At 40.9% G+C, this 26,730-nt stretch carries 21 protein-coding genes; 13 read left to right on the forward strand and 8 right to left on the reverse strand.

Annotated elements, in window-relative coordinates:
- Nucleotides 1–24 precede the first annotated feature (24 nt).
- The 3 genes from QPX86_RS03865 to QPX86_RS03875 are packed head-to-tail and all read right to left on the reverse strand — an operon-like array spanning nucleotide 25 to nucleotide 2,878.
- Nucleotides 25–1,404: an NAD(P)(+) transhydrogenase (Re/Si-specific) subunit beta gene (locus QPX86_RS03865; protein WP_220752637.1), complete on the reverse strand. Its 1,380-nt coding sequence runs from the start codon at nucleotides 1,402–1,404 to the stop codon at nucleotides 25–27.
- Nucleotides 1,405–1,409: 5 nt separating this feature from the next.
- Complete coding sequence (locus QPX86_RS03870) at nucleotides 1,410–1,685, reverse strand: NAD(P) transhydrogenase subunit alpha (protein ID WP_055025191.1); 276 nt, start codon at nucleotides 1,683–1,685, stop codon at nucleotides 1,410–1,412.
- A 5-nt stretch (nucleotides 1,686–1,690) separates the two neighbouring features.
- Nucleotides 1,691–2,878, reverse strand: a complete 1,188-nt coding sequence (locus QPX86_RS03875) for a Re/Si-specific NAD(P)(+) transhydrogenase subunit alpha (protein WP_285164274.1) — start codon at nucleotides 2,876–2,878, stop codon at nucleotides 1,691–1,693.
- Nucleotides 2,879–3,220: 342 nt separating this feature from the next.
- Between QPX86_RS03875 and QPX86_RS03880 the strand changes: the two genes are divergently transcribed.
- The 4 genes from QPX86_RS03880 (at nucleotide 3,221) to QPX86_RS03895 (ending at nucleotide 10,048) form a co-directional block, all read left to right on the forward strand.
- Nucleotides 3,221–5,005 (forward strand): assimilatory sulfite reductase (NADPH) flavoprotein subunit, encoded by a 1,785-nt coding sequence (locus tag QPX86_RS03880; RefSeq protein WP_285164276.1) that lies wholly within the window; start codon nucleotides 3,221–3,223, stop codon nucleotides 5,003–5,005.
- Between the two features lie 103 nt (nucleotides 5,006–5,108).
- Nucleotides 5,109–6,800 (forward strand): assimilatory sulfite reductase (NADPH) hemoprotein subunit, encoded by a 1,692-nt coding sequence (gene cysI, locus QPX86_RS03885; RefSeq protein ID WP_220752724.1) that lies wholly within the window; start codon nucleotides 5,109–5,111, stop codon nucleotides 6,798–6,800.
- A 36-nt stretch (nucleotides 6,801–6,836) separates the two neighbouring features.
- Complete coding sequence (locus tag QPX86_RS03890) at nucleotides 6,837–7,580, forward strand: phosphoadenylyl-sulfate reductase (protein WP_220752634.1); 744 nt, start codon at nucleotides 6,837–6,839, stop codon at nucleotides 7,578–7,580.
- 746 nt (nucleotides 7,581–8,326) lie between these two features.
- Nucleotides 8,327–10,048, forward strand: coding sequence for a hypothetical protein (locus QPX86_RS03895; RefSeq protein ID WP_220752633.1), 1,722 nt, complete (start codon nucleotides 8,327–8,329; stop codon nucleotides 10,046–10,048).
- A 101-nt stretch (nucleotides 10,049–10,149) separates the two neighbouring features.
- Here QPX86_RS03895 and QPX86_RS03900 read toward each other — a convergent pair whose 3' ends face one another.
- On the reverse strand, nucleotides 10,150–11,049 hold the full coding sequence (locus QPX86_RS03900) for a phospholipase A (protein ID WP_285164279.1): 900 nt from the start codon (nucleotides 11,047–11,049) through the stop codon (nucleotides 10,150–10,152).
- A 253-nt stretch (nucleotides 11,050–11,302) separates the two neighbouring features.
- Between QPX86_RS03900 and cobA the strand changes: the two genes are divergently transcribed.
- The 9 genes from cobA (at nucleotide 11,303) to QPX86_RS03945 (ending at nucleotide 22,497) form a co-directional block, all read left to right on the forward strand.
- The gene (cobA, locus tag QPX86_RS03905; protein ID WP_285164282.1) at nucleotides 11,303–12,115 is read left to right on the forward strand and encodes a uroporphyrinogen-III C-methyltransferase; all 813 of its coding nucleotides are present in this window, start codon (nucleotides 11,303–11,305) and stop codon (nucleotides 12,113–12,115) included.
- Nucleotides 12,116–12,542: 427 nt separating this feature from the next.
- On the forward strand, nucleotides 12,543–13,904 hold the full coding sequence (locus tag QPX86_RS03910) for a Na(+)-translocating NADH-quinone reductase subunit A (protein ID WP_285164284.1): 1,362 nt from the start codon (nucleotides 12,543–12,545) through the stop codon (nucleotides 13,902–13,904).
- Entirely contained in the window at nucleotides 13,904–15,121 is a 1,218-nt protein-coding gene (locus QPX86_RS03915; RefSeq protein ID WP_220753429.1) for an NADH:ubiquinone reductase (Na(+)-transporting) subunit B, read from the forward strand. The genes QPX86_RS03910 and QPX86_RS03915 overlap by 1 nt, the downstream gene beginning before the upstream one ends.
- Nucleotides 15,111–15,881, forward strand: coding sequence for a Na(+)-translocating NADH-quinone reductase subunit C (locus tag QPX86_RS03920; protein WP_220753430.1), 771 nt, complete (start codon nucleotides 15,111–15,113; stop codon nucleotides 15,879–15,881). Before QPX86_RS03915 ends, QPX86_RS03920 begins: the two co-directional genes overlap by 11 nt.
- Nucleotides 15,881–16,501, forward strand: a complete 621-nt coding sequence (locus tag QPX86_RS03925; protein WP_220753431.1) for an NADH:ubiquinone reductase (Na(+)-transporting) subunit D — start codon at nucleotides 15,881–15,883, stop codon at nucleotides 16,499–16,501. The genes QPX86_RS03920 and QPX86_RS03925 overlap by 1 nt, the downstream gene beginning before the upstream one ends.
- A gap of 5 nt (nucleotides 16,502–16,506) precedes the next feature.
- Nucleotides 16,507–17,115, forward strand: coding sequence for an NADH:ubiquinone reductase (Na(+)-transporting) subunit E (gene nqrE / locus QPX86_RS03930; protein ID WP_055025195.1), 609 nt, complete (start codon nucleotides 16,507–16,509; stop codon nucleotides 17,113–17,115).
- Between the two features lie 76 nt (nucleotides 17,116–17,191).
- Nucleotides 17,192–18,409 (forward strand): NADH:ubiquinone reductase (Na(+)-transporting) subunit F, encoded by a 1,218-nt coding sequence (nqrF, locus tag QPX86_RS03935; RefSeq protein ID WP_220753432.1) that lies wholly within the window; start codon nucleotides 17,192–17,194, stop codon nucleotides 18,407–18,409.
- A gap of 460 nt (nucleotides 18,410–18,869) precedes the next feature.
- Entirely contained in the window at nucleotides 18,870–20,075 is a 1,206-nt protein-coding gene (locus tag QPX86_RS03940; RefSeq protein ID WP_285164291.1) for an amino acid permease, read from the forward strand.
- Nucleotides 20,076–20,340: 265 nt separating this feature from the next.
- Complete coding sequence (locus tag QPX86_RS03945; RefSeq protein WP_285164293.1) at nucleotides 20,341–22,497, forward strand: S46 family peptidase; 2,157 nt, start codon at nucleotides 20,341–20,343, stop codon at nucleotides 22,495–22,497.
- Between the two features lie 25 nt (nucleotides 22,498–22,522).
- Here the strand turns inward: QPX86_RS03945 and QPX86_RS03950 are convergent, their stop codons facing one another.
- The 4 genes from QPX86_RS03950 to QPX86_RS03965 all read right to left on the reverse strand — a co-directional run bounded on the left by QPX86_RS03950 (nucleotide 22,523) and on the right by QPX86_RS03965 (nucleotide 26,514).
- Entirely contained in the window at nucleotides 22,523–23,224 is a 702-nt protein-coding gene (locus QPX86_RS03950) for a pseudouridine synthase (protein WP_285165133.1), read from the reverse strand.
- Nucleotides 23,225–23,238: 14 nt separating this feature from the next.
- Complete coding sequence (locus tag QPX86_RS03955; protein ID WP_220753435.1) at nucleotides 23,239–23,943, reverse strand: DUF998 domain-containing protein; 705 nt, start codon at nucleotides 23,941–23,943, stop codon at nucleotides 23,239–23,241.
- Between the two features lie 161 nt (nucleotides 23,944–24,104).
- Nucleotides 24,105–25,463 (reverse strand): Na+/H+ antiporter NhaC family protein, encoded by a 1,359-nt coding sequence (locus tag QPX86_RS03960; RefSeq protein WP_299568716.1) that lies wholly within the window; start codon nucleotides 25,461–25,463, stop codon nucleotides 24,105–24,107.
- 487 nt (nucleotides 25,464–25,950) lie between these two features.
- A complete protein-coding gene (locus tag QPX86_RS03965) occupies nucleotides 25,951–26,514 on the reverse strand; it encodes a TIGR04211 family SH3 domain-containing protein (protein WP_308443221.1) in 564 nt (187 codons plus the stop codon).
- Nucleotides 26,515–26,730: the final 216 nt, after the last annotated feature.

Raw genomic sequence — 26,730 nt, forward strand, 5'->3', positions numbered from 1 at the left:
ACTTAGCTTAGTATTAATTTATTATTACTCTGCTTCTTTCAAGCTTTGAGTCAGTTCAACAATGCCTTTTTTACCATCGCCGAATAACATTAGTGTGTTATCCATAGCAAATAGTGGGTTAGGTAACCCAGCAAAACCTGGGCTCAATGAACGCTTAATCACTACCACCGTTCTGGCTTTATCAACGTTAAGAATAGGCATGCCATAAATTGGACTACCTTTATCTTCACGGGCCATAGGGTTGGTGACATCGTTAGCGCCAATCACAATTGCAACGTCAGTTTGTTCGAATTGTGGATTGATTTCGTCCATTTCGATTAACTGATCATATGGCACTTCTGCTTCAGCAAGTAGTACATTCATGTGACCCGGCATACGACCAGCAACAGGGTGAATAGCATACTTAACATCGGTGCCACGGGCTTGTAAAACATTAGCCAGTTCACGAACGGCGTGTTGTGCTTGCGCCATAGCTAAACCATAACCAGGTACGATAACAACGCGCTCTGCTGTTTCAAGCATCATCGCGATTTCATCTGGTGATGTAGATTTCACTTTACCAGCGTAAACTTCGTCAGCATCAACTTTCTCGCCGCCTTCTGCCATCACACCGAACAAGACATTGAACAGTGAGCGGTTCATCGCTTTACACATGATTTGCGTCAAGATAATACCTGATGCGCCAACCAAAGAGCCTGATACAATCAGCACTGTGTTACCTGTGATGAAACCCGTTGTCGCAGCAGCAATACCTGAGTATGAGTTAAGTAATGCAATCACCACTGGCATATCAGCGCCGCCAATAGGCACAACGAGTAACACACCTAATACGACAGCAACAGCTACTAGTGCATACATTAAGTTAGTGTTGGTCGGGTCCATTACAATTGCGATAGCGAGTGCGATCGCACTAATTAGCAAGATGGCATTTAGTGGTTTATTACCTGGGACTTTAATCGGGTTACCTGAAATAAGCTCCTGCAATTTCGCAAAAGCGACAAACGAGCCAGACAAGGTCACTGAACCAATAATGATGGTCGCACCAATAGAAATTAGCGCAACAGTATTGGTTGCAGCGGCAGGATCAAGAAAGCTAGCTGCAGCGATCGCAAGTGAGGCACCGCCACCAAAACCATTAAGCAGAGCGACCATTTGCGGCATATCGGTGACTTTAATTTTAGTCGCCATGACCGCACCAATAGTACCACCGAGTAGGACACCTGCGATGATCCATTCATAACTAAGAATGCTTTGATCAAACAAGGTGACGACTACTGCAATGAACATACCCATTGCCGATAATTGATTACCACGAACTGCTGTACGTGGTTTGGTTAGCCCTTTGATACCAAGAATAAATAAGACTGCGGCAACAAGGTAAGCTAAATAAATAAATGTTGTCATTGAGTCTATTTCCTTTTGAACATGGCTAGCATGCGATTAGTTACCATGTAACCGCCCACCACGTTAATGGTCGCGAGTACAACAGCAATAAAGCCAAGTACATTGACCATGATACCTGCGCCAGAACCTGCAGATAGTAGTGCGCCAACCAGTGAAATACCTGAAATCGCATTTGATCCAGACATTAATGGCGTATGAAGTGTAGGTGGTACTTTAGTAATAAGCTCAACACCTAAAAATACTGCAACCACAAACAGTGTTAGTAATAATAACAGGGTCATATCCATTAGGCTGTCTCCTCTGATGGGGCTTCAGGTGTTGCTAAAGGGGCTAAACCCAGTAAGTCACGAAGACGTGCGCTGCTGACGTCATTGCCATGAGCAACGACAGTATCGCGTACAATTTCATCTTCAAAATCTAGGACTAGCTCACCTTCTTTGTTGATAAGCAAGTTAAGTAAGTTCTCAACATTTTTACCGTACATTTGGCTAGCATGATTTGCTGCTGAGCTTGGTACATTGGAAGGTCCTAAAATCATGACGCCATTATGCATAATGATTTTATCAACTTGAGTTAACTCACAGTTACCGCCACTTTCAGCGGCTAAATCAACAATGATGGTGCCGCTTTTCATGCCATCAACCATTTCTTTGGTGATAAGCACAGGGGCTTTACGACCAGGGATCGCCGCCGTCGTAATGACGATATCTTGTTGTGCAAGTACGTTAGCCATGGCTTGTTGCTGACGTTTTAAAAAGTCATCACTTTGCTCAGTAGCGTAACCGCCTTTGGTCTCAGTGTTTTCAGCTTCAATATCAAGCTCAACAGGTTTTGCGCCTACTGAAATGATTTGCTCGCGAGCTGCAGGGCGAATGTCATAAGCTTCCACTACTGCACCTAAGCGTTTAGCTGTGGCACAAGCTTGAAGCCCTGCTACACCCACACCCATAATAAATGCGCGTGTAGGTTTTAATGTACCCGCTGCTGTCATCATCATTGGGAATAGACGAGGTGCTTTATGGGCTGCAAGTAGTACGGCTTTGTAGCCAGAAATGGTTGCCATTGAAGACAATACATCCATGCTCTGAGCACGAGTTATGCGAGGGATTAATTCAAGCGCGATTGCACTGCCACCTGTTTTGGCGATTGCTTGGGCATTTTGAGGATTAACTAGTGGATCCATCATCCCTATAACCAATTGATGTGGTTTCAAAATAGCTTGAATTTCATCGAATTGATCACCCTTACAGTTCACTACTGTAATGATATCGGCTTCAGTGAGTAGAGCTTCTCTTGAAGAAGCTATTGTGGCTCCAACTTTGACGTAATCGTCATCGGTGAAACCTGCTTGTAGTCCAGCGCCTGATTCTACGATCACTTGTAGCTGTTTTTTCATTAAAATGGTCACATTTGCAGGGATTAGCGCAACGCGTTGCTCACCTGGGTGACTCTCTTTCGGTAGACCTAATTTCAAAAGGACAACCTCTTAGTTATATGTAGGGAAGGGTCGGGTCGTTTAAGTACTTAGACAAGTCGAAAAGTTGCCATTGCTGGCGTTTACTTTACTAGACAACTTTAGTACCAATTTTTTAAAGTGCATCATTCTGGCAATTCTTAGATATGAAACAAGCAAAGAATGCATAAAACCGCATTTTTGTCGTGGTCTTACCTAAAAGTTTGCACTAGACCACACTTTTGTAGCTTAAAAAAACGTCTTTGCATATTCCTTAATGGAATAAAAAAGTAATTTTTATTATTTTTTGGTTTTAAGCATTAGGAGTAATCTGATGACATTAAACTGTTATAAGGCCATCTAATGTTGTTAAAAGAACTTTCTTCATTCGCTTCGCCATTGTCTCAAGGACAAGTCGAAAAGCTAAAACAGCTCACTTCAGAGTTATCTGCAACGCAATTAGCTTGGGTTAGCGGCTATTTAGCGGCAACGTCAAATCAAGGCCAAATTACGGCAGCGCCAGAAACAGCTGCTGCACAAACAGTAACGATTTTATTTGGTAGTCAAACTGGTAACGGTAAAGCCATTGCTAAAGAGCTAGCTGCTCAAGCAACAGCTAAAGGCTTTGCCGTTAATTTGGCATCAATGGCCGATTATAATGTGCGCCAGTTAAAGCAAGAAACAATCTTAATCGCAGTGGTTAGTACTCACGGTGAAGGTGAAGCGCCAGATGACGCTATTGAATTACATAAGTTTCTTGCATCAAAACGTGCGCCTAAACTTGAACAACTTAACTTCTCAGTATTGGCACTTGGCGATACCAGTTATGAGTTTTTCTGCCAGACAGGTAAAGACTTTAGCGAACGTTTAATAGCGCTTGGTGCTAAAGAACTATTACCGATTGCAGAGTGTGACGTTGACTATGAAGAAGCGGCTGAGCAATGGCAGCAGCAAGTAATCAAAGCAGTTGAGCCGCTTGTTCAAGCAAGTGGTGCAAGTGTGGTTTCTATCGATAGTGCAAAGTTGACATCAGAAAATGAGTTCACTAAGCAACAACCATTTGAAGCTGAAATTTTATTGAGCCAAAAGCTTACCGGTCGAGATTCAGATCGTGATGTTCGCCATGTGGAAATTGATTTAGGTGAATCAGGAATAAGTTATCAAGTAGGTGATGCATTAGGAATTTGGTTTACTAATAATGATGCATTAGTGAAAGAGGTCATCAACGGACTATCACTTGATGCAGCATCAGAAGTCACCGTGAGTAAGCAAACACTGACTCTTGAGCAAGCATTAACTGAGAAGAAAGAACTGACTCAGCTTTATCCCGGTCTTGTAACTACATGGGCAGAACTTGCTGGTAATAAAGAATTAACAGCTATTGCGGCAGATAAAGAGCAAACTCGTCAATTTGTTTTAGGTCACCAATTAGCTGACTTAATTACTTTATATCCTGTTGCAATTGATGCAGCTAAATTAGTTGAGTTACTGAGACCACTCACACCACGTTTATATTCAATTGCATCAAGCCAAGCTGAAGTTGAAAACGAAGTGCATTTAACTGTTGCACTCGTTGAAGATGAACGAGCAGGTCAAGCACGCTTTGGTGGTGCTTCACATTTCTTAGCATCCGCTGAAGAAGGCCAATTAGTTAAGGTGTATGTTGAACCTAATAAGCACTTCCGTTTACCTGAAAATAATGACACGCCAGTCATTATGGTTGGTCCAGGTACAGGCGTTGCTCCATTTAGAGCATTCATGCAGCAACGCGCTGCTGATGGTGTGAATAGTGATAGTTGGTTATTTTTCGGCAACCCTCATTTTGAGCAAGATTTTTTATATCAAGTTGAGTGGCAGCAGTATCTTAAATCGGGAGATTTGTCTCGTTTAGATGTGGCTTTCTCACGTGACCAAGCACATAAAGTGTATGTTCAACATCGTATTGCAGAACAAGGCGAGTCTATTTGGAAGTGGCTACAAAACGGTGCTCACTTTTATATTTGTGGCGATGCTGAGCGTATGGCGAAAGATGTTCACCAAGCACTTATCGATGTTGCAATTGAGTTTGGCGGGCTAGATGAAGCTGGCGCAGAGAGCTATTTAGAAGACCTACGCAGTGCTAAACGTTACCAAAAAGACGTTTACTAAATCACTAGACATAAAGAATCGCAGTCTTCATCGCGACAATAAGAATAAAGCTTCGTTGCTCAATTTGAGCAACGAACGCAGCAAGTATTAAAGAGGCCACATGATGAGTGAGCAAAAGTTAGCCGTAAACGAATATTTAAAAACCGACAGTGATTATCTGCGCGGCTCGATTAAAGAAGGGTTAGATACCCAAGTAACAGGTTCGTTTAGCGATGGTGATCAGCAGTTGATCAAATTCCATGGCTTTTACCAACAAGACGATCGTGACTTACGTAATGAACGTAAAGAGCAAAAATTAGAGCCTCTTTATAGCTTTATGCTTCGTGCTCGTGTGCCTGGAGGGATTTGCTCTCCTGAGCAATGGCTTGATGTTGATAAGATTTCTTCAACATTAACCACATCGAATAGTATCCGTTTAACCACGCGTCAAACGTTCCAATACCATGGTATTCCAAAACGTAACCTTAAAACCTTGATTCAAGGTTTAGATAGAGCGGCACTTGATTCGATTGCAGCATGTGGTGACGTTAACCGTAACGTGATGTGTAATCCAAATCCAATTGAATCTAAATTGCATCAACAAGCCTACGCAGTAGCAAAAGAGTTATCCGATCATTTATTACCTCATACCCGCGCTTATGCAGAGATTTGGTTAGATGAAGAAAAGCTATTAGACACTGAAACCAACGAACCTGTATATGGCAAAACTTACTTGCCACGTAAGTTTAAAATGGCGGTAGCAGTACCACCGGATAATGACGTTGATGTTTATACCAATGACTTGGGTTTTGTAGCGATTGAAGAGGCTGGCGAGCTTATTGGTTTTAATTTGGTTGCTGGCGGCGGCATGGGGTCAACTCATGGTGAAGTTGAAACTTTTCCACGTTTAGCTGATGACTTTGGCTTTATCAAAACTGCTGATGTGATCAAGTTTGCTGAAGCTGTGATGACAGTGCAACGTGATTGGGGTAACCGAGTTAATCGTAAACGTTCGCGCTTGAAGTACACCATTGTTGACCACGGTGTTGCTGAATTTAAGGCTGAAGTTGAGAAACGCGCTGGAGTTAATTTCGAGCCCAAACGTGACGCTGTTATTGGCGACCGCGGCGACCGATATGGTTGGGTAAAAGGTGTCGATAACAACTGGCATCTAACGTTATTTATTGAAAGTGGTCGAATTAAAGATGAACAAGGCCAAACATTGCAAACCGGTCTTCGTGAAATAGCCAAAATTCATAAAGGCGATTTCAGAATGACATCTAATCAAAATATGATTATTGCGGGTGTTGCTGAAGAAGATAAGGCGGCAATTGAAGACCTTGCTCGCCAACATGGTTTTTTTGGCAAGCTTATCAGTCAGACCCGTGGTCACTCAATTGCCTGTGTTGCTCTGCCTACGTGTCCATTAGCGATGGCAGAAGCTGAGCGTTACTTCCCTGAATTTATTGATCACATTGATGCTCTACAAACTAAGCATGGCATTAGTGAGCAAGCGATAGTGGTTCGTATGACTGGCTGTCCAAACGGCTGTGCAAGACCATTTGCCGCGGAAATCGGTTTGGTAGGTAAAGCACCTGGACGTTACAACTTGTATTTAGGCGCGAGCTTCGAAGGCACACGTTTAAATAAAATGTACAAAGAAAATATTCAAGAAGCTGAAATTTTGGCTGAATTAGATAACTTGTTTGCTTTGTACGTACAAGAACGTGATGCGGGTGAGACTTTTGGTAACTTCACTGTGCGTCATGGCATTGTTAAAGCAGTGAATGATGCCGCTGTAGATTTTCATGGTTAGAGTGCTTTTAACAAGCGCTTTACCAATGAGGGCAAGATGATGATTAATCAAAACGAATTATTAGCATTGCTAACCGCTCCTAAATCAGAGCAAGGTATTGTGCTAGAACAAGTAAATCGTTTTCTATCTGGATTGACGGCACAAGAGAGGGTGACTTGGGGCTTAGCCTATTTACCTGGCGAGCATGCACTATCTTCAAGTTTTGGTATTCAATCGGCAGTAATGCTCCATTTAGTCAACCAAGCACAAGCTAATATACCGGTGATTTTGACCGATACAGGTCATTTGTTTCCTGAAACCTATCAGTTTATTGATCAGTTAACTGAACGGCTTGATTTAAACCTTCAGGTTTTTAAAGCCGCTAAGTCATCCGCTTGGCAACAAGCTAGCTTTGGTAAACTTTGGGAGCAAGGGCTTGATGGGTTAGAGAGGTATAATCGTATTAATAAGGTAGAGCCTATGCAACGGGCGCTTGCTGAATTGAATGTCGGTACTTGGTTTGCGGGGTTACGCCGCAGTCAAGCGAGTACGCGTGAAGCTTTACCTATTTTAGCTATACACGGTGAGCGATTTAAATTACTGCCAATTATTGAGTGGAGTAATAAAGACGTACACCAATACCTGACAGAAAACGATTTACCTTACCACCCTCTTTGGGAGCAAGGTTATGTCTCTGTTGGTGATACTCATTCTAGTAAACCATTAGAGCTTGGAATGACGGAAGAAGAAACCCGTTTTAATGGCTTAAAGCGAGAATGTGGTTTGCATTATGAGATTTAGTCAATATTAGACATAATAAGTTAATTATTAAATATCAGCCTGTTGGCTGATATTTTTGCTTAAATAATCTTCACTGGAAGTTGATATTTTGAATCAGTGAAAGCGTATTATGAAGATGAGTTAAGTTTTGTTTATGTTGAACATCAATCTATAAGTTTGGGGTATATTGATACTCCATTAAGACTAATGACTGATATTTTGCTCTAGAAGATTTTTAATAAACATTTTATCCACAAAATTATGCACAAGTTAATTTTATAGTCTAGATTAAGAGGTTCCCGTAGATGGTTTTTGTCGACACTTTAGGTTTGTGATTGCAAGCCAAGTACCTCCAAAAGCCTTGCTCGCTTAGTCGAGCGCCCTTGTGATTGGCTTGCTAGCGCGAGCATAATCCTTTTAAACTTCTCGGTTAGTCACTTACGGTGACTAACCGAGAAGTTGCCTCCTTATTCTATTGCCATTCTCCCTCCCAGTTATAACTAAACGAAGATTTACTACCAGATCACTTTTTGGGTTTAGCTGACAGTGGCTTTCACCTTAACCACGCCTGAATAACGCCCTATAAATAACTTTCAAATTGTGCTTTTTATATGAATCGGTAATAAAAAAATGCTAAGTTATTGCGACACTTATTAAAATTGATGTGTTCTGAATCGAATACGTTAACAAAGCTAATTTTTAATCCAATAACTCTCAAGGAAGAGTGACTTGTTTTAATCTACATGTGATTTATGGAGCTATAAAAAATGAAAAAACTCGCAATCGCTGCGGCGGTTATCGCTGTTGGTGCTGGGGCATATGTGTTGTCTGGTAAAGATGGCAGTACTATTTCAGATAACGAAATTCTTGCGTATATCCCAGCTGATACCTTGTTGTTTTCTGGACAATTAACCCCATTTCCATTAGAAGATTATTTGTATTCTATGCCAATGGGAGTGAACAGTAAGGTATCTTTAGAGCAAATTGAACAAGCGGGCCCTTACGGAAGTGAGCAAGAGCGCTTTTTTGTGAGTTTATATAAAAGCTATTTAATGAGCTTTGAAAACCCTGAAGTATTTTTAAAGACATTTGGTTTGCCTGCCAATATTGAGTCTTACACATACACTTTAGGTGCTTTGCCAGTATTTAAAATTCAAGTTGAAGATGAAAGTGCGGTTTGGGCGTTACTTGATAAAGCGTCAGAAGAAAGCGGCTTAGTTCACAAAGCTGAGTCAGTAAAAGGTCAAGAGTATCGTGCTTATCCGCTTATCGATGAAGATGAATCTATCGATATGGTGTTTGCTCAAAAAGACGGTTGGTTAACGGTTACACTTAATACCTCATTTAATAAACCAGAACTGCTTGAAACGGCATTGGGGTTAATTAAGGTTGATAATCCGATCAGTGAGTCAGGCATGCTTGATGAAATTGCTACGACTCATGGCTTCTTAAAAGACAGTATTAGCTTTATTAACCATGTTGAATTAGTAAATGGGTTAACTTCAAACGACGGCAATATGCTGGCCAAGCAATTGACGAAGTTAGTTCAAATGGAAGGTTCGAATGAAGATCCTTTTGCTGAGTTCAAAACGCCTGAATGTAAGGCTGAGTTTAATGCTATCGCGGCCAATTGGCCAAGAACTGTAATGGGGCTTAACTCTTTTTCCGTCAACAGAAAAGAAACTAACTTTGATGCCGAAGTGGTTATTGAGTCAAATAATCAGGTTATTTTAGGTGCACTGGCTAAAATGCGCGGTTTTATTCCAAGTTTTAGTCAAAACATCAGTAACAATGTTGCGTCTATGGCATTTGGATTAGATGTGGTGCAGCTCGCTCCGGCATTATCTGAAATCTGGAAAGATTTACAAACCCCCAGTTATCAATGTGAAGCACTTGCGCAAGTGCAATATGGGATTAGTGAACAAAATCCTGCAATGCTTGGTATGATGACAGGTATGGCTAATGGCGTTAAAGGTATCAGTACAACCATTGTTGATTTTTCATTAACAGATGAAAATGGCGAGCCTGGCTTTAAGCATTTAGATGCACTGATCAGTTTGTCGGCTGACGACCCTGCAATGCTAATGAATATGGTGCGACCTTTTGTTCCACAATTAGCAAATATCCAGTTAGAAAAAAATGGTGATGCAGTAGATGTGACGCCTTACTTAATGTTGCCGCCAGAAATGGGTGTAACGGCGAAAATTGCCATGAAAGATAATCATTTGGTGATTTTCAGTGGTGATAAAGGTGAAGCATTAGCGGATACGTTAGCGAATGAACCATTAGCATCCAATGGATTAACTAGCATGGCTTTAGACTACCAAAAGCTACTTACACCGGTATTTACGCTTATTGAAGAAAGTGGTGAGCCAATACCAGATGAATTAGCAATGCTTAAAGATTACGACATGCGCATGCAGTTAACGCTTGATGTAACAGCCAAAGGTATTTCTATTTCGACTAAAGCGAATAGCACGGCAAAATAATCTGACGGTGTTTAAATAAAAAAGGTGAACTTTGTAGTTCACCTTTTTTATGCTTAAAAATTGTAGCGATTAATGGTTCTATCGCTTACTCAAGCGTTAGTTTACAAAATATCGTTTATTGAAACCCCGATACCAATACGTTGGTTGTGATGGTTATAATCAATCAAGCTTTCGCCGTAGCCATTAAAGTATTGAGCATAGACCCTTAAGTTACCAAGTATCGGGTAACTCCATGTGGCTTCCAAGGCGCCTTTATTGGGACTGTCTAAATTATTACGACCCGTTAGTGTAAAGAGGTGCTCATCGAGGCCGTAAACCGCTTTAATTTCAAAATTTCCCATGTAGTCTTCAATATCAGGGTTGTCATCACCATCGGGTGATGTAGGTGTTTCTTTTTCATCTTCAGGTATGCGATACCAAGCTTTAAAAGCTAAAGCAAACGGGCCACGATCAAATATCATTTCGCCATAAATTCGGTTCCAACTTCGAGATAAACTGCCCGATTTACCATTAGACTGATGTACGGCACCTACACCCCAAAATGAGTTTCTCAGGCCTGCGATTTCCCAGTCATTATTAAATAACATAAAGATTTCGGGCTCGTGATTGGTTTCTCTGAAAGGTGATGAAATATCTTTATTATAAACCTGCCAATAGGATTGGTTAGTGTAAGCGAAGAATAAATGGCCATTATCGCCAAACACATTGTACCAAAGAGGGAATTTAAAGCTTATTTGAAACTTTGCTTCGGCATTATCGACTTCTTCATCTGCTCCTTCATTGCCCGTGTTAAAGCCAACATAAGGATCTGAATTGGGCGAGTCATTATAGGTATAAGGCAGTATGTAATTCACCTTGTGAGGGGTAATCACAAAACGTTTATCAGAGGTCTCTATTTCGCTTTTTATTCTTTCATCAACTAAAGAATCATTGTCATCGGCATTGACGCTTGCAGAGGAAAGTAAGCAAAAGATGAGCGATAGACTGAGCGTTTTTTTCATCGAAATCCCTTTATCTTTGTTATTTTTGACAGGTTATCATTGCGATAACAAAGGTGAAACAAATAAATGGTTGAAGTCATAGACGAAACAAAAGGGATTCATTTGATTGTTAAGGTGTAAGAGTGACAGAAGTGCTGTTAGTTGCTTATTATGTATATAACCAAAAGGAATAAAAGCTAAGTTTTATCTATTGTATATGGAATATGTAAACCGTTATATTTAACCTTAAATAAATAATGTGGGGTTATCGGTAATGGCATTAGTTTCAATATCAGGTCAAGAGGCCAAAGGAAAAGTTTGGTTAGTTGGTGCAGGCCCTGGTGATGTTGAATTACTGACATTGAAAGCCTATAGAGTGCTTAAACAAGCTGATGCTGTGCTATATGATGCCCTCGTAAGCCAAGATATTCTCGACTTAATCCCACAACATGCAGAGAAAATTGCTGTTGGAAAGCGTGCTGGTAAACACAGTGCGGCTCAAGATGAAATCAATCAGTTACTCGTCACTAAAGCTTATACCCGCAAAAATGTAGTGCGTTTAAAGGGCGGTGATCCCTTTATATTTGGCCGTGGTGGCGAAGAATTACAAACTTTAGTTGAGAGCGATGTGCGCTTTGAGGTTGTGCCAGGTATAACTGCTGCAAGTGGTACTTCAGCGTATGCTGGGATCCCGTTAACACACCGTGATTATGCTCAAGGTGTTTCTTTTATTACGGGCCATTGCCAATTAGAAAGTCGTCCGATGGACTGGCAAGATTATGCTAACACCAATAATACCTTAGTGGTTTATATGGGAATTCTGAATGCCAATATTATCAGCGAAGGATTAATGAGTCATGGCCGAAACCCTGATACACCGGTAGCGATTGTCTCAAAAGCGACAACATCCTCGCAGCAACGCTTTATTGGTAAACTGAGTGATTTACCAAAGCTGGCAGCTGATCCTGCTTTGCAAATGCCAGCATTGATGATTATTGGCGAGGTGGTTCAACTAGCAGATTCATTGAACTGGTTTAATCCAGCTGAAGTGACCGATATAAAATTGCCAAACAATGTGAGTTTATAGTGCTAAACACCTCATAGCTCACGAGTATTCAGAGAGGCTGAAAAATCAATTCGGTCTTTTTACTTATTTTTGAGTTTTATGCTTATTTTTAACAACAAGGGGTAAACTGAAGCGAGCCTGTAACAACCTCATTTATTTTTCATGTAATTGTCATTCATATATTATTGAGTTTACTGTGATCTCAGTCTATGTTGTTTGATAGTGTCTTATGCTACTCGAACAACTTTCGTTGAATTCTTTCTCTTTTTTGGTGTTTTAAACTTCCGAAATTGAAATTAAATATCGTGTTTAGAACAACTTTTTCAGCGTGAAGCTATTTTATCTGTACATTTATTTCACATTAATTTTAAAAGGTGTGACTTTAATAGCGGATTTAGCTCACAAAATTATTTATTATGTGGTATCTGAATTTTAAAGGTTACAAGTAATGGCTGGATCCTCAAATCAGGTTATAACAATTAAACGAGGCCTCGATGTGCCTATTGCGGGTCAACCGCAACAAATCATTGAATCGGAAAAACAAACGACTCGTGTCGCTATCCTTGGCGAGGAGTATGTCGGCCTCAAACCGACAATGCTTGTCGAAGAAGGGGAAATGGTTAAAAAAGGCCAAGCCCTATTTGAAGATAAAAAAACACCTGGAGTAATATTTACTGCTCCCGCTAGTGGTGAGGTTATTGCAATAAACCGTGGCGAAAAGCGTGTGTTACTGTCGGTAGTGATTCGCTGTGAAGGTGATGAGTCTGTCAGCTTTGAATCAACAGATAATGTGTTGTCTTTATCTCGTGAAGCTGTGAAAGCTAACTTAATAAAAAGTGGCTTATGGACTGCACTGCGAACTCGTCCTTTTTCTCGTATTCCTGCGATTGAAACGGAACCTTCTGCAATTTTCGTAACAGCGATGGATACAAATCCATTAGCTGCTGATCCTCTCATTATCATTGCTGAACATCAACAAGCATTCGAAGTTGGCATGCAGGCGTTAACTCGTTTAACCGATGGCAAAGTGATGTTATGTCATGGAGAAGGTGTAAGTTTACCTGGTAATGATATAGAGCAAGTAGAATCTCACCAGTTTGGTGGTGTTCACCCTGCAGGCCTTGTAGGTACTCATATACATTTATTACACCCAGTGAATATTGAAAACGTGGTTTGGCATATTGGCTACCAAGATGTGATTGCTTTTGGCAAGCTATTCCAAACTGGTGAACTATTTAACGAAAGAGTCGTTGCTTTAGCTGGCCCTAACGTATTAAAGCCGCGATTACTTCGTACTCAACTTGGTAGTGATTTAGGTGAATTGGTTGAGAGCGAAATTAAAGACGTCCACTCACGAGTAGTGTCAGGTTCTGTACTTTCAGGACACACCGCGATTGGTGTTTATAACTACCTTGGCCGTTATCATTCACAAGTTTGTGTGTTAACTGAAAATGCACGTCATGAGCTTTTACCTTGGGTTAAACGCAACAAAGAAAAGTTTTCACTAACTGGCATTATGATGTCGGGTTTTAGTCGTACGAAAAAGTTATTTGATTTTACTACACATGCTGGAGGCTCTCCTCGCGCCATGATGGCTTTTGGCCAATTAGCACGTGTGATGCCATTAGATATTTTGCCTACTTTATTGGTAAGAGATTTGGTGGTGAGGGATACCGATGAAGCGCAGCTGCTTGGCGCATTAGAGTTAGATGAAGAAGATTTAGCTTTGTGTACTTTTGTTTGCCCAGGTAAATATGACTTTGGCAAAGAGTTACGTGCTTGCCTAGATATCATCGAGAGGGAAGGTTAATGAGTCAGCAACAGAACAAACCGGGTAAGCAAGAGCGTTATTATGCTCATGGTCACTCGATGAAAAGCTATTTGCGCTCTTTATGGATCGCTCGTGGACGCAGTACCAAAGGTAAAGTGCATGTTCGTGACGCGATTGATGTAAAACGCACTATGCACATTGTAGGTATGTGTTTATTACCCGTATTATTTTTCGGGATGTATAACCTAGGTTTACAAGCACAAGTGGCGATTTCCTCAGGTGCTACTCAGCCAGAAAGCTGGCAATTAGCTATATTTGCAGCATTATTTGGTCAGCTTACTGAACAATCAGGTTTGATAAGTTTGTTTGCTTATGGCGCAAGTTATTATGTGCCAATTTATCTGGCCACATTAGTCGTGTGTTTATTTTGGGAAGTTATTTTTGCCAAAATGCGCAGACAAGAGTTGCACGAAGGCTTTTTCATTACCGCTTTATTATTCTCGATAATTGTTCCTGTATCGACTCCGCTTTGGATTATCGCTGTCGGCGTGAGTTTTGGGGTAATTGTGGCCAAAGAGATGTTTGGCGGCATGGGGTATAATTTTTTAAATCCTGCTCTTGCAGGTTATGCCTTTATTTACTTTGCTTATCCAACGGAAGTGGCTGCGATTAGTCAGTTTGTGGCTGTCGATGGTTTCGCTGGCGCAACGACGCTAACTGAAGCTGCCGCAAGTCGCGCTAATTTATACGCAGATGTGAGCTGGCTAGGCGCGTTATCAGATCCTAAGTGGATGGATGCATTTTTAGGATTCACTCCGGGTTCGATAGGTGAAACCAGCACTTTAGCAATCTTAATTGGTGGCGGCGTATTGTTGTTAACTCGGGTTGCTGATTGGCGAGTGGTTGCTGGCGTATTGTTAGGCATGATAGTCACTGCCATTTTATTCAATCTATTTGGTCCAGCAAAGAACTCAATTGCTGCAATGCCGTGGACTTGGCATCTTGTCACAGGTGGTTTTGCCTTGGGTATGATGTTTATGGCTACTGACCCTGTAACCGCCTCATATACTCGTAATGCTAAATATGCTTATGGCGCTTTGATTGGCTTTATGACGGTATTGATTCGAGTACTCAACGTGAAGTTACCTGAGGGCATAATGTTGGCAATTTTATTTGCTAATTTATGGGCTCCGCTATTCGATTATCTGGTGGCTCGCGCCAACATTAAACGGAGACTAAAACGTCATGGCCTTTAAGAAAGATACTGTCGCAGGCACGATGATCTTTATCATCAGTCTGAGTTTAGTTTGTTCGTTTATGATCACGGGTACCGTTGAAATTCTTAAAGAACGTAAACTGGTTAAAAAGCGCGATGAAGTACAACAATTTGTATTACGTGCTGCCAATGTTGATATCAGTGCTGGTGATTTTCGCGAATTATTTAGCGAACGTGTTACGCCAAAGCTGGTGAATCTGGAATCTGGGGAGTTTATTGCACAAGAAAACTTACTGGATTTAGACGAGCGTATGGCGGCAATCAATCCTGAAACCTCTTCTAAACCTAAAAAAGATACCGCTAAGATTAAAACTCGCGCTGACAATATTCGTATTTTTGAAGTGCGAAATGAAAGCGGAGAGCTTTCTAGCTTAGTGATGCCGATTTACGGTAAAGGTTTATGGTCAATGATTTATGGTTATTTAGCTGTAAAACCTGACTTAAACACAGTAGAGAACATTATTTTTTACGAACATGGTGAAACGCCAGGTATTGCCGATTTTGTCACTGATTCTGAATGGACTGACTTATGGAAAGGTAAGCAACTATTCGATGAAAACGGCAAAATGTCCATTAAAGTCGTTAAAGGTGGAGCCAAAGAAGGCGACATTCATGGCGTTGATGGCGTAAGTGGTGCAACCAGAACCGGTGTTGGTATTCAACGCGCAGTTGAGTTTTGGTTTGGTGTTGAAGGCTATCAAACTTTCCTCAAGCAATTTGCTACGACGGAGGCTAAATAATGAGTAGTTCAGTATCTACAAAGCAGATTTTAACCTCGCCTATATTTGCTAACAATCCAGTAGCGATGCAAGTGCTTGGCGTATGTTCTGCGTTGGCTGTCAGTAACTCAATGCAAACGGCATTAGTGATGACATTGGCGGTAACCTTTGTGTTGGTGATGTCGAACTTAATCATTTCGACCATTCGTAATTTCATCCCTAATAGTGTACGTATTATTGCTCAAATGACTGTAATTGCTTCTTTGGTGATTATTGTTGATATGGTGCTACAAGACGTTGCTTATGAGCTTTCAAAGCAATTATCGGTGTTTGTGAGCTTGATTATCACCAACTGTATCATTATGGGACGAGCAGAAGCTTTTGCGATGAAATACCCACCGCATTTGGCCTTAGTTGATGCGTTGGGTAATGCCATGGGTTATGGCGTGATATTACTCGGAGTCGCATTTGTACGAGAGCTTCTTGGACGCGGAACATTATTTGGTCACGAGATATTTACCACAATTGAAAACGGTGGTTGGTATCTTGCAAACGAAATGTTTACCTTGCCACCAAGTGCATTCTTTTTGATCGGCGTGATGATTTGGGCGATCAATGTTGTGCAGCGTAAGAGAGGATAATGGCGATGGAACATTATATTAATTTATTTATTCAAGCCGCGTTTATCGACAACATGGCGCTGTCATTTTTCTTAGGTATGTGTACGTTCCTAGCGGTATCTAAAAAAGTATCAACGTCTTTTGGTTTAGGTATTGCTGTTATCGTCGTGATGATGCTAGCTGTCCCTTTGAACCAAGTTATTTACGTAAATGTACTCGCGCCCGGTGCGCTTGCTTGGGCTGGATTTCCTGAGTTAAATCTAAGCTATTTGCAGCTTATTACCTTTATCGGGGTAATTGCTGCCTTGGTACAAATTTTGGAAATGTTCCTTGAACGTTATATTCCAACCTTGTATCAGTCCCTAGGGATTTTCTTACCACTGCTAACCGTTAACTGTGCGATTTTTGCAGGTGTTATTTTTATGGCAAACCGTGATTACAACTTGGTTGAGTCTATGGTATTTGCTGGTGGTAGTGCAGTGGGGTGGGCAATGGCGATTATCTTGCTAGCCGGTCTTCGTGAACGAATGAAGTTTCATGCTATTCCGCTAGGTTTACAGGGTATCGGTATTACCTTTATTACCACAGGGTTGATGGCGTTGGGTTTCATGTCTTTCGCTGGAATTACCTTATAGTGTGGTGCTTAGAAATGACAATGCAATCGAATATGAATTCTCTGAGTGATGACAAATTGTTGAGAAGGTACATTTAATGGAAATGGCAATTGGCATAGGCATGTTTACCATAGTGGTAAGCTTGCTAGTGATGGTAATTCTATTCGCCAAAAGTAAATTGGTGAATACTGGTGATGTCACCATTGGGATCAATGGTGACGCAGACAAAAGTGTGCGTACTCCCGCGGGAGATAAACTGCTGGGAGCTTTGGCTGGTAAGAATATCTTTATTCCATCAGCTTGTGGCGGTGGTGGTACTTGTGGACAGTGCCGAGTAACCGTTAAATCAGGTGGCGGTGATATTTTAGCAACAGAGCTTGACCATATTACTAAGAAAGAAGCGAAAGAAGGCTGTCGTTTAGCCTGTCAGGTTGCAGTACGTACTGACATGGAATTAGAAGTCGACGAAGAGATCTTTGGTGTGAAAAAGTGGCAGTGTGAGGTTATTTCCAATAATAACCAAGCGACATTCATTAAAGAGTTATTGCTTAAAGTACCAGAGGGCGAAGAGGTTCATTTCAAAGCGGGTGGCTATATTCAAATTGAAGCACCAGCGCATGAAGTGAGATATGCCGACTTTGATATTCCTGAGCAGTACCGTGATGACTGGGAGCGCTTCGAATTATTTAACTTAGTGTCTACGGTTGATGAAGATGTGTTGCGTGCTTACTCAATGGCAAATTATCCAGATGAGCAAGGGCGAATTATGCTGAATGTACGTATTGCTACACCGCCGAATAATGATTTACCACCAGGTAAAATGTCTTCATACATCTTCAACCTTAAAGCTGGTGATAAGGTCACTATCTCAGGTCCATTCGGTGAATTCTTTGTAAAAGAGACTGATGCTGAAATGGTATTTGTCGGTGGTGGGGCAGGTATGGCGCCAATGCGTTCGCATATCTTTGATCAATTAAAGAGTAAGCAAACCAAACGTAAAATGACATTTTGGTATGGTGCTCGTTCAGCTAGAGAGATTTTCTATCAAGAAGATTTCGATATGTTAGCAGCTGAAAATGACAACTTCGAATGGCACGTAGCGCTGTCAGATCCTTTACCAGAGGATAATTGGCAGGGATACACTGGTTTTATTCATACCGTGTTACTTGAGAACTATCTCAAAGACCATAAAGCACCAGAAGATTGCGAGTTCTACATGTGTGGCCCTCCAATCATGAACTCTTCAGTTATCAGCATGCTAGAAAGCTTAGGTGTTGAAGAAGAAAATATTCTACTCGATGACTTCGGTGACTAGTTTTAGAAACTTACTACGCAGTTAGCAGAAATATCGATAGTTAGTTAAAAAGCTGAAACCATGGTTTCAGCTTTTTTATGCTTGTTTAAAGATAATAACCTGTTAGCCTACAGCAGTCGTCCAAGGTTAAGTCTCAATGAGATATTAGGTTAGAATATCTTCTACATCTCACATCTCACATCTCACATCCCACATCTCGTTTCTTGTCATCTTTATTCATATCGATGGTAATAATTAATGTAGTGTTGTAATGCTACGCCATTGCAAAATTGTTGCGTTAAACTCTTTAATGGTTTGTTGCGTAATTGTTTATTAACGCGCTTGTAAGCCTTTATCTGTCTATACCTATTGCTTGTTACAAGAAGCATCTGATACTGTCGAATTCGTAGTATGGATCATCAATAAGACTTCAGCTGCGTACTATAACGACCAATAAATAAAATTAAATGGGACTCATGTTTTGAATTTAAAAATGCTTGGCTCAATAGCCATTGTGGCTGGAACTGCGATTGGTGGGGGCATGTTAGCTTTACCCCTTGCTACAGCAGCATTAGGTATTATGCCGGCAATTTTATTGCTGGTAGTGATTTGGGGATTATCAGCCTATACCTCATTACTGATGCTAGAAATTAATTTACGTGCTGGTGTAGGTGATAATGTACACGGCATTACCGGTAAAACCTTAGGTAAAGTGGGTCAGTTAATTCAGGGAGCTTCTTTTCTGAGCTTGTTATTTGCACTCACTATGGTTTATCTAATGGGCGGTTCTTCATTACTTGAATCCCGTCTAGAGCCTCTGCTTGGTGTTGACTTAAATAACCAAGTGTCAGTGCTATTGTTTACCCTCGTTTTTGGTGGCGTAATTGCTGTTGGCGTGAAATGGATTGATAAAATTTCCCGAGTTTTATTTACTTCGATGATCGTCTTGTTGGTGTTAGTGGTAGCTTTCTTATTGCCTGAAGTGAATATTGTTGCTTCATTGACTAACTTTTCTGCCAATGTTGCTGAAGGTGACAAGCTTGATCAGTTATGGCTTGCCGCTATACCTGTAGTGTTTACTTCATTTGGTTTTCATGTGTGTATTGCAACTATTGTGCGCTACCTTGATGGTGATGCGATGTCACTGCGAAAAATCTTATTGATTGGTTCTACAATTCCGCTATTTTGCTACATCTTATGGATACTTGTGACGCTAGGAACATTAGGTGGCGAGACTGTTCATGGATTTGCAGGTTCATTACCAGAGCTCGTGACTGCGCTACAAGGTGTTGCTCAGTCGGCTATTGTCAGTCAATTTATTGATTTATTTGCAAACCTTGCCTTAGTAACGTCATTTTTAGGTGTGACTATGAGCTTATTCGACTATGTCGCAGAGCTTACGCGAGCAAAAGATGACACCGCAGGTCGAGCTAAAACATGGTTAATTACCTTTGTGCCACCATTACTTTGTGCGCTTTACTACCCTGACGGATTCTTCCAGGTACTTGGTTTTGCCGCAATTCCATTAGTTGTGATGATTATATTTTTACCGATAGCGATGGCACTTAAGCAACGTAAAGCGCAAATGGAAGGCTACCAAGTTAGCGGTGGTAATCTCGCATTAGGTATCACAGGTTTACTGGGTGTATTAATTGTTCTGGCTCAGTTGATGGTTGCTTTAGGCTAAATTGACACAATAAATGAACAGTTTAGGTCAGACGATAGCAATAAGAATGTAACGGAGTTTTACAACCGCTATTTTTAATTTGTTTCTATATGATAAAGTCAGGCTATATGCCTGACTTTTTTGTGGGTCAAACATACTGAGTTTTAACCTGGTTTAGGTTTAAGTTATTGTTTTGCAATAATTTTATCCGGAATAGACTTTAGTGATTGGCATAAAAGAATAATAAGTCACAAAGTGTACTAACTTAAAAAATGGAATTATTACAATGAAAACATGGTTATTAAGCGCTGCAATATTGGCATCATTTGCCTCTCAAGCAGATGAAGGAATGTGGCAGCCTTATCAGCTACCTGCAATGGCTGATGAATTAAAAGCGAAAGGATTGGAAATTGATGTTAATTCAATTTCTAAATTGACTGAATACCCTATGAATGCAGTGATTAGCCTTGGTGGGTGTACCGCATCATTTGTTTCACCTAAGGGCTTAGTCGTTACTAACCATCATTGTGCTTATGGTTCAATCCAGTACAACTCAACGCCAGAGAATAACTTATTAAAAGACGGTTTTTTAGCAAAAACCTATGCTGATGAATTACCGGCAACACCTGGTTCTCGCATTTTTGTGACAGAAGAAGTGACGGATGTGACTGAGCAAGTAAAATCAGGCGAAATGAATAAAGTGGGTAACGACTTTTATAAAGGGATTGAGCAAAAAGAGAAAGCGCTTGTTGCTGAGTGTGAAGCCGAAGACGGTTACCGCTGTAAGGTTTACAGCTTTCACGGCGGACTTGAATATTACTTAGTTAAACAAATGGAAATTCGTGACGTACGCTTAACTTATAACCCAGCGGGTAGTGTGGGTAAATATGGTGGCGATATCGATAACTGGATGTGGCCACGTCATACTGGTGACTTCTCTTTTTACCGAGCTTATGTTGGTAAAGATGGTAAACCTGCTGACTTCAGTAAAGACAATGTACCTTACGAGCCAAAAAGCTTCCTAAAAGTATCGGCTAAAGGTGTGAGCGATGGCGATTTTGTTATGGTTGCCGGCTACCCTGGTCGTACAAACCGTTACCGCACAGCAAACGAAGTAGAAAACCAATTTGAATGGGCATACCCAGAAGGTAAGGTTTTACGCGAGCGTTTAATTGAAATTATTAAAGAAACTGCACCAGAAGGCAGTGACGAGCGAATTAAATATGAAAGCTCGATTGCAGGTTTAGCTAACTACGCTAAAAACTTTACCTCAATGATTGAGTTTTACGGCAAGTCACCAATGCTTGAAGAGCGTAAAGGTCTTGAGCAAAAACTGGCCAAATGGATCAAAGCTGATAAAAAGCGTCAGTCACAATATGGTGAAACACTGGCTGAGTTAGATAAGTTGATTGCCAAGAGTCAACAAGATCAAGAACGCGATTTACTGTTGAGTTACATGGGCTATAGCACCATGATGAGCACAGCGAGCCGTTTATATCGTCTTGCTAACGAAAAAGCGTTACCTGATATGGAACGTGAACCAGGTTATCAAGAACGTGATATGACTAACTTTACCTCTGGTATGGAGCGTATTGAACGTCGTTATGCTGCTACTGTAGATAAAGCCATGCTTGCGGATTTAATCAAACGCTATGCCGCGTTGCCAACTGAGCAGCGTTTACCAGCATTTGATAAAGCATTCGCTATTGGTAAAAAGTTTGATGAAGCTAAGTTCAGCAAGAACCTCGATAAAATGTACGCTAAAACGACATTATCGGATAAAGAAACCCGTTTAGCGTGGATGGACAAATCTGTAGCAGAGTTTAAAAAATCGAAGGACCCATTCATTCAGTATGCCGTCAGTACTTATGATGAAAGAATGAAGCGTGAGCTTGATAAAAAGCAACTTGCTGGTGACTTGATGAAAGTGCGCCCTCAATACATGGACGCTATTATCGCTTATAACCGCGAATTAGATAAGCCTGTATACGCTGATGCAAACTCTAGCCTAAGAGTGACTGTGGGTAATGTGAAAGGCTACAGCCCACAAGATGGGTTAGTGGCAGTACCATTCACACGCTTAGAAGGTATTGTTGCAAAAGATACTGGCGCAGATCCATTTGATGCACCGGCTAAACAACTTGAATTGATCAACCAAAAGCAATACGGCGATTACTATGTGAAGTCGCTTGATTCTGTTCCGGTTAACTTTTTATCTACCCTTGATACAACTGGTGGTAACTCTGGTTCACCGACCTTAAATGGACGCGCTGAACTTGTCGGTCTGCTATTTGATGGTGTTTACGAGAGTATTATTGGTGATTGGGGTTACGATCCTGAAACTAACCGTTCTATTCAAGTAGACAGCCGTTATATGTTGTGGGTAATGAAGTATTTAGATAATGCTGACAACTTGCTTGAAGAGATGGAAATCGTTAAATAATTTTACAAACTCAAGAAAGCGGCACCTAGAGTTTAAGTAAGTGCCTTAACATTGAAATTTCTGCGGCCTCTAGGGGCCGCATTTTTGTTTCTGCTAAATCTGATAACTGGCAATTCATCATACTCAAACGGACTAAATCAATCACGTTATACCCCAACGCTTTAGCCATTCTGCGGATTTGTCTGTTTAACCCTTGAGTTAGGGTTATTTCAAATTGATTGTCACTTATTGCGACGACTTTACAAGGCTTAGTGGTGACATTACGGTAACTCACTCCTTGACTCATTTGGGTCATGAAATCTTCAGTGAAGTTGCGATCAACAGTCACTAGGTAGACTTTTTCATGACCAAAATCTGGATGCATTAATCTATGAGTTAACTCACCATCATTGGTGAGTAATAACAGTCCTCGCGAATCCTTGTCTAGCCTGCCTGTAGGGTAAAGTCTTGGGGCAGGAGGTAGTATATGGATGAGACTTGCAGGAAGGTCGGGCAATAAGCGGCAATCAATACCAACAGGTTTGTTATACAGCCAATACTGTTTACTCTCAATCGGAGCAATTGGCGCACCATCTAATAAAATGTTGGGGCTAACTGCTGATTCGCTCACACGGTCTAATGCGGTGGCGACTTGGCCGTTAAAGCTGACTCGGCCAGCGGCAATGAGGCGCTGTGCTTGGCGCCTTGAACTGACACCACAATGGGCGAGGTACTGCTCTAAACGCATTTTGACGGGCAAGGTTACTGGCTCGCCAATGTTAGAGTTGCAAGCTGCTTTTGTTGGGTTTTGATCATCTTTTTCATATTTAACCCCAGTACAACACACCACAGAATATTGGCTTGGGTCAGTACCCACATCACTAACGATACCCAGCAGATATCATTGAGTTTGTGAGTACAAGGATCAAAGTCTAATGTTGACCAGTTAAGTAAGTACATCAATGCGACTGAGAAAATAAGCCCAACAATGTTAAAGCCAAATAAAGAAGTCGTAAGAGAGCTATTTTTTCTGAAGTAATCAATAAAACAAAAACTGTGGAGCATGAAAGTACAAATGAGGTAACCAGTAGAGAAGAAGCGATGTTGTTCGAGAAAGTTAATCGGAAAAATGCCGATTAATACGATCAATACCCCCAAAATAGCACCAGTGATAGTAATGGTCCTGCTGTAAAAATCTTCAAACACAAAATACCGTGCAAGCATTGATAGCATTAAACAAGCCCCGCCAATGACTAAGCCCATGTTGTAAACAATGGCCAGTGGCGAGGTCAAGTAATCACCTAAAGTATCAGCGCGGATGCTAAGAGGGCTGACGCCTAAACGAGAAACTTCAGCAATTAAAGCAGTACCTATACCTAGCCCGCTAATTAGCGCCGTCGCTAAAGACATGAAAATAATCATTAAATGTAAGTCGTAATGTTTATTTACTTCAATAGTCTGAGACATGAGCAGGAATTACCAATTTTTATTAACCTAATCGTAAGGACAGATTATCATTATATTACGTATTTCATTAACTGAAATACGTAAAAACCTGATGTTAACTGCTATGTTGCTCGTCAATATCAGGCTTAATAATGGGGTAAAATTTTGTGCTAGCGCGTTACTTAGTGACGTTTACGTAGAATAACGATGGCGATGGCAACAACTGCTAATATCATGCAATACCAAGCGTTCGATATCGCAGCGATTGGGCTTATTGCAAAAGTTGAAGCAATCAATAATGCCTGTGCACCATGAGGAATAAGTCCTTGTACGATACATGCAAAGATATCTAAAACGCTTGCTGCACGTTTGGGTTCTACGCCATGCTTTTGGGCTAAATCTTTAGCAATGTCACCAGCAACAACAATCGATACTGTGTTGTTTGCCACACAGGTATTGGTTGCTGCAACAATGCTCGCCATGCCTAATTCAGCTGCACGAGTTGAAGTGCCACCTTTGGCTTTAGAGAAACGTTTAATCAACGCTTCAATTTTCTCGCTAACAAACTTTAATCCACCTTGCTGCTGCATTAATGCGGCTAGGCCACCAACTAACATTGAAAGGATGAAGATTTCTTGCATATTTGTGAAACCAGCATAAATATCCTGCCCAAACTGGATCACACCGTAATCAGCTACAAACAAACCCGTTGCACCAGCCAGTAAAATACCTACGGTTAGCACCACGAATACGTTTACACCTGCAACGGCTAAAAATAGAATTGTTAAGTAAGGGATTACATTGATGATATCAATTTCTTGTGCTGCAACTTCAGCTTGCCCCTGGCCAGCAAAAGCAAACAGGGTCAAAGTTATCAAGGATGCAGGTAAGGCGAAAATTAAGTTCTCACGGAACTTATCTTTCATTTCACAGCCTTGGGTGCGAGTTGCTGCAATCGTAGTATCAGAAATAATTGATAGGTTATCTCCGAATAATGCACCAGACATAACAGCACCAGCCATTAATGCATAGTCAATTTGCGCTTGATCAGCTACACCTAATGCGATTGGTGCCACAGCAGCGATGGTGCCCATTGACGTCCCCATAGCTGTGGCAATGAAAGCTGCAATAACGAAGAAGCCAGGTAGCAACATGCTTGACGGGATCATTGATAGACCCAACGCAACGGTTGCATCAACACCGCCAGTTGCTTTTGCGACCGAAGCAAATGCACCAGCAAGTAAATAAATTAAACACATCGCGATGATGTTGCTGTGACCGATACCAGCAATAAAAGTATCGATAGATTGGTTTAATTTCTGCTTAGATAAAAGCAAGGCCAAGATGATCGCTGGTAAAATAGCGATAACACTTGGTAGTTGATAGAAAGCAAAATCGACGCCTTGGCTTTGGAAGTATACGCCAGCGCCAATAAATAGGGCTAGGAAGGCGAATAGCGGCAATAAAGCGATAAAGGAGGCTGGGCTCGTCGTGGTGGTGTTTTGTGTCGTCAAGGTCGTCTCTCTTTTAGTCTTATTGATTTCAATCTTATTAATTTTAGTAAATCGGGTTAAGCGTCTTTTGATGCAATCAACTACTTTAGCAAACTCTGCATTAATAAGTAGTATTATGATGCTCTCTTAAGGTCTGGCAAGCATAGGAGATCTGCAAATTAGTGTCAATCTAGACGTCTAGACTTCTTTGCTTCTGAGCCAACTTTTACAAAGTACACTATATTTTGTTTTGTTAAATTAACATTGGTGTTTAAAACTTGCTGTGCAAGCTGGAAAAGTGAGCAAGTTGTGCTTAAGAACAAACCGCCCGTAACCTAGTCAGTTTTAATATTTTTTAGATGACTGCCGTTATCGATGTCAGTGACATGGTCGATTGAGTAGTAATAAGGTAGAAAATTGATCATTTGAAACCGCTTTATTTAAGCTTTTAGCTTTAAGTTAGGCTTGAAACCAGCAGATAAACAAAAAAGCCAATGCATTGCATTGGCTTTTAATTTGAAAAAATCTGTAGAGATTACATCCAGCGACTTTTCTGCTTGCGCTGTGGTCTTGGTAAGTAAACCAAGATAATGCCGATTAATGCCCCTAAACCAGCAATTAACGCACCTTGTTGCCACATTTTTGATTGGGCATTGTCTTTAATTGATTGCAGCTGTTGATTAGCCGTATCGCGTTCATTCGTGACTTTTGCCAGCTCAGATTGCAAAGAAGATATTTGGTTATTTGACGATGTCAGCTCACGAGCAACAGATTCTGAACTTTGATCTAATTGCGCTAAGGTGGCTTTGGTCTGCACTAGTTCAGCTTCAACAATAGGTAAGCGAGTTCGTAAACTTGATCCCGTTTCAATCAAGTCAGATTTTACCCAACCTTCACGATCTTTATGATCACGAATTTTACTGTAATCGTTTTGAGTCTCGTTTAATAACGTAATTGTTTGGCCGGCTTCAATGCTGCCTAAAATACGATACTGAGTACCTGGACCACCGTGGATGTAAATAAACACATCGTCAGTAATGTAATGCGTTTGAGCCATTAAACCTTTAGAGAGAAGTAGCAAGGCTACTATTGTAAGCATTCTGAACACGTTATTTTTCCATACCATTAGAACTATCCGTCATGCTATTTATTTAGCGACTTGATTGCAAGGAAGAACGTCAAAGTCTTATTTAAATAAGCGGGATTACTGATGTAAATGTGATTTTTTAGCTAAAAAAGCGGTAAAAATAAGGTTAGACAGAATAACTCTTGGCGATTAATCGATAGATACAAAAAAGCCGGGCATTTTCATGAC

Source organism: Shewanella goraebulensis (assembly GCF_030252245.1).
GTDB classification, from domain to species: domain Bacteria; phylum Pseudomonadota; class Gammaproteobacteria; order Enterobacterales; family Shewanellaceae; genus Shewanella; species Shewanella goraebulensis.